Annotated in this window: 2 protein-coding genes; both read left to right on the top strand. The window is 68.0% G+C overall.

All coding sequences use genetic code 11. The features are described from left to right. Nucleotides 1–85 precede the first annotated feature (85 nt). Nucleotides 86–1840, top strand: coding sequence for an ABC transporter ATP-binding protein (locus tag QZV72_RS10810; protein ID WP_297008378.1), 1755 nt, complete (start codon nt 86–88; stop codon nt 1838–1840). Continuing rightward, nucleotides 1840–3705 (top strand): ABC transporter ATP-binding protein, encoded by a 1866-nt coding sequence (locus tag QZV72_RS10805; RefSeq protein WP_297008375.1) that lies wholly within the window; start codon nt 1840–1842, stop codon nt 3703–3705. Before QZV72_RS10810 ends, QZV72_RS10805 begins: the two co-directional genes overlap by 1 nt. The last annotated feature ends 318 nt before the right edge of the window (nt 3706–4023 follow it).

Genomic DNA, 4023 nt, shown 5'->3' with positions numbered 1-4023 from the left:
CGTGTCCCCGGGCGTGTCACGGTGTACGGGACCACCCCTGATGTACCGTGGCCTACCTGTCCGGTCCCCCTCTATGCTCAGGGGTGTGCACCTGTTCCGCCTTCTGCGCGCCTACTCGCGCCCGTACACCGGATTGCTGACCGCGGTCCTGCTGCTCCAGGCGGTCTCCGCCCTGGCCACCCTCTACCTGCCCGGTCTCAACGCCGACATCATCGACAAGGGCATCTCCGCCGGGGACATCGGCTACATCTGGTCCACCGGCGGCGTCATGCTGCTCGTCGCCCTCGGCCAGGTCGTCACCGCCGTCGGTGCGACGTGGTGCGCCGCGCGCGCGGCGATGGGCGTCGGGCGGGATATCCGCCGGGAGGTCTACCGTTCGGTGGACCGGTTCTCCACCCGTGACATGGGGGAGTTCGGCGTCCCCACCCTGATCACCCGCGGCACCAACGACGTCCAGCAGGTCCAGATGGTCTTCACCATGTTCCTCAGCTTCATGGTGACCATGCCGATCATGTGTGTCGGCGGCATTGTCATGGCACTGCGGGAGGACGCCGGCCTGTCGTGGCTGCTGTGGGTCTCCGTACCGGTGCTGCTCGTCGTCGTCGGCATCATGATCGCCCAGCTCGTGCCGTTGTTCAACGTCATGCAGGACCGGGTCGACCGGATCAACGGTGTGCTGCGGGAGCAGATCACCGGCATCCGGGTGATCCGCGCCTTCGTCCGGGAGGACCACGAGTCCGCCCGGTTCGATGACGCGAACCGGGCCGTCGGCCTGGTCTCCGAGAAGGTCGGCCGCGTGTTCGTGCTCATGGGCCCGGTGATCATGATGGTGCTCCACGGGGCGACGGCCGCGGTGCTGTGGTTCGGCGGGCACCGGGTAGGCGACGGCCTCATGGAGGTCGGCTCGCTGACCGCGTTCATGCAGTACCTGCTGCAGATCCTCGTGGCGGTGATGATGGGGTCGTTCATGGCGATGATGCTGCCGCGCGCGATCGTCTGCGCCGGACGCATCGACAAGGTCATCAGCCATGAGCCCTCCGTCGCCGAGCCCACCGACCCGGTGGTTCCGGCGTCCCTGCGCGGCGAGCTGGAGTTCCGCGGCGTCTCCTTCACCTACCCGGGCGCGGACAAGCCGGTGCTCGACGACCTCTCGTTCACGGTGCGCCCCGGGCAGACGACCGCAGTGATCGGGGCGACGGGGTCGGGCAAGTCGACCCTGGCCAACCTCATTCCGCGGCTGCTGGAGCCGACGGAGGGCGAGGTGCTCATCGACGGTGTGCCGGTGGGTGCGATGGCCCGCGCCGAGCTGGTGAAGCGGGTCGGGCTGACCCCGCAGAAGGCGTACCTGTTCTCCGGGACGGTCGCCTCTAACCTCCGGTTCGGTCGGCGGGACGCCACCGACGCCGAGCTGTGGGACGCCCTGCGCATCGCCCAGGCCGACTTCGTCGACGACCTCGACCGGCCGATCGCCCAGGGCGGCACGGACGTCTCCGGCGGGCAGCGGCAGCGCCTGTGCATCGCCCGGACGCTGGTCGCGGCCCCGAAGGTGTACGTTTTCGACGACTCCTTCTCCGCGTTGGACGTCGCCACGGACGCCCGGCTGCGTGACGCCCTGGCCCCGCACACGCGGGACGCCGCGGTGGTGACCGTCGCCCAGCGGGTCTCGACCATCCGGGACGCCGACCAGATCCTCGTGCTGGAGGCGGGGCACATCGTCGCCTGCGGCACCCACGACGAGCTGCTGGAATCGAGTGCGACATACCGGGAGATCGTGGAGTCGCAGCTGACGGCGTCCGGCACTGACGCCGCCACTGACGCCACTGACGGGGAGGGGAAGTAATGGACGAGATGCAGCAGCCGCAGAAGATCCAGGCGTTCTGGCCTGCGACGAAACGCATGGTCGGACTGCTCGCGGCCCGGCGGATCGCCATGGTGTGGGTGTTCCTCCTGCTCCTGGTGTGCGTCGTGCTCACCGTGTGGGCGCCGAAGGTCCTCGGCTACGCGATCGACGTCATCTACGACGGCGTCCTGGCGATGTGGAAGGGTGAGCCCGGCGCCGGGATCGACTACCCGCGCCTCGGCGAACTCATCGCTGTCGTGCTGGGCATGTACCTGGTGGCCAGCGTGTTCAACTGGCTGCAGGGGTTCGTGCTCAACCGGGTCGTCGTCGAGGTGGTCATCGACCTGCGCACGAAGGTGGAGCGCAAGGTCCACCACCTGCCGCTGAGCTATTACGACTCGCGTCAGCGCGGCGACATCCTCTCCCGCACCACCAATGACGTCGACAACATCCAGCAGGCGCTCCAGCAGGCGATCAGTTCGCTGGTGTACTCGCTGATGATGATCCTCGGCGTGACGGTGATGATGTTCACCGTGTCATGGCAACTGGCGCTGCTCGCCCTGCTGGTCCTGCCGCTGACCGCGGTGATCGTCGCGATCGTCGGCGGTCGGGCGCAGAAGGAGTACGTCGCCCAGTGGACCGAGACCGGCCGGGTCAACGGCCATGTCGAGGAGTCCTTCACCGGCCATGACCTGGTGGTCGCCTACGGGCGTCAGGAGGAGATGACCGCCGAGTTCGACGGACGCAACGAGGGGCTGTACTCCGCCAGTGCGAAAGCCCAGTTCCTGTCCGGGTCGATGATGCCGCTGATGCAGTTCCTGTCCTACCTGTCCTACGTGGTCATCGCCGTGGTCGGCGGGCTGCGGGTGGCCGGTGGGTCGATGACGCTGGGTGCGGCGACCGCGTTCATCCAGTACTCCCGCGAGTTCAACCAGCCGCTGTCGGAGGTGGCCGGGATGATGACGATGCTGCAGTCCGGGCTGGCGTCCACCGAGCGGGTCTTCGAGCTGCTCGACGCCTCCGAGGAGGACGCCGACCCGGCCGATCCGGACACACCGGAGCTCACGGCGGGTCAGAAGCCGGGTCGGGTGGAGTTCCGGGACGTCTCCTTCGGCTACGGCGGGGAAGATGCCGAGCCGCTGATCACGGGCCTGGATCTGACCGTGGAACCGGGGCAGACGATCGCGATCGTCGGGCCGACGGGTGCGGGCAAGACGACGCTGGTGAACCTCATCATGCGGTTCTACGAGGTCACCGACGGGGCGATCCTGCTCGACGGTGTGGACACCCGGTCGATGACCAGGGCGGACCTGCGGTCGCGCACCGGCATGGTGCTGCAGGACGCGGTCCTGTTCGACGGCACGATCATGGACAACATCCGCTACGGCCGGTTGGACGCCACCGACGGGGAGGTCGTCGCCGCGGCGACGGCGGCCTATGTCGACCGGTTCGTCCATGCGCTGCCGGAGGGCTATGACACGGTCATCGATCAGGACGGCGGCTCGGTCTCCGCGGGCGAGCGGCAGTTGATCACCATCGCGCGTGCCTTCCTGCGGTCCCCTGAGCTGCTGATCCTTGACGAGGCGACGTCGTCGGTGGACACGCGTACCGAGGTGCTGGTGCAGAAGGCGATGAACGCGATCCGGGCGGACCGGACGTCGTTCGTCATCGCGCACCGGCTGTCCACCATCCGGGACGCCGACCGGATCCTCGTCATGGTCGACGGTTCCATCGTGGAGCAGGGCTCCCATGACGAGCTGCTGGCGGCCGGTGGCGCTTATGCGGACCTGTACCGTTCCCAGTTCGCCGCCGGTGGTGCCGGTGACGATGTGGAAGACGCGGCGGATGCGGCGGACGGGGAGTAACCCTGCCCCTCCACGGCCCACCCCGCCCACTCCGTCCCGCCAGGTTGACCGCCTGACGGTGGTCCGGGCGGGACTGTTCCACCGTGACGCGGTCAACCCGGCGTCATTCTGAGGTCACTCTGCGTGCCTGTCCCGGCTGGCCCCGCCCCACTGTGCGCAACTCACCCTCACCGGCAGGTTCTTGAGCTGATCGTGTCATGTATCAGGACATCGGTGACAGTTCTGACTCAGGACATCGCTGACACTTCATGAATCAGGACATCGGTGACACTCCACCGGCCTTCCCGGTGTCCCGGTACCTGGCGTTGGGGCCCTGGG

The sequence above is a fragment of the uncultured Corynebacterium sp. genome, assembly GCF_902782855.1.
Taxonomy (GTDB): Bacteria; Actinomycetota; Actinomycetes; order Mycobacteriales; family Mycobacteriaceae; genus Corynebacterium.
This window is presented reverse-complemented; position numbering and strand designations above follow the sequence as displayed.

Excerpts from the sequence above, each read along its gene's own strand:
- QZV72_RS10805 (WP_297008375.1), top strand. The coding sequence starts at position 1,840 with ATGGACGAGATGCAGCAGCCGCAGAAGATCCAGGCGTTCTGGCCTGCG.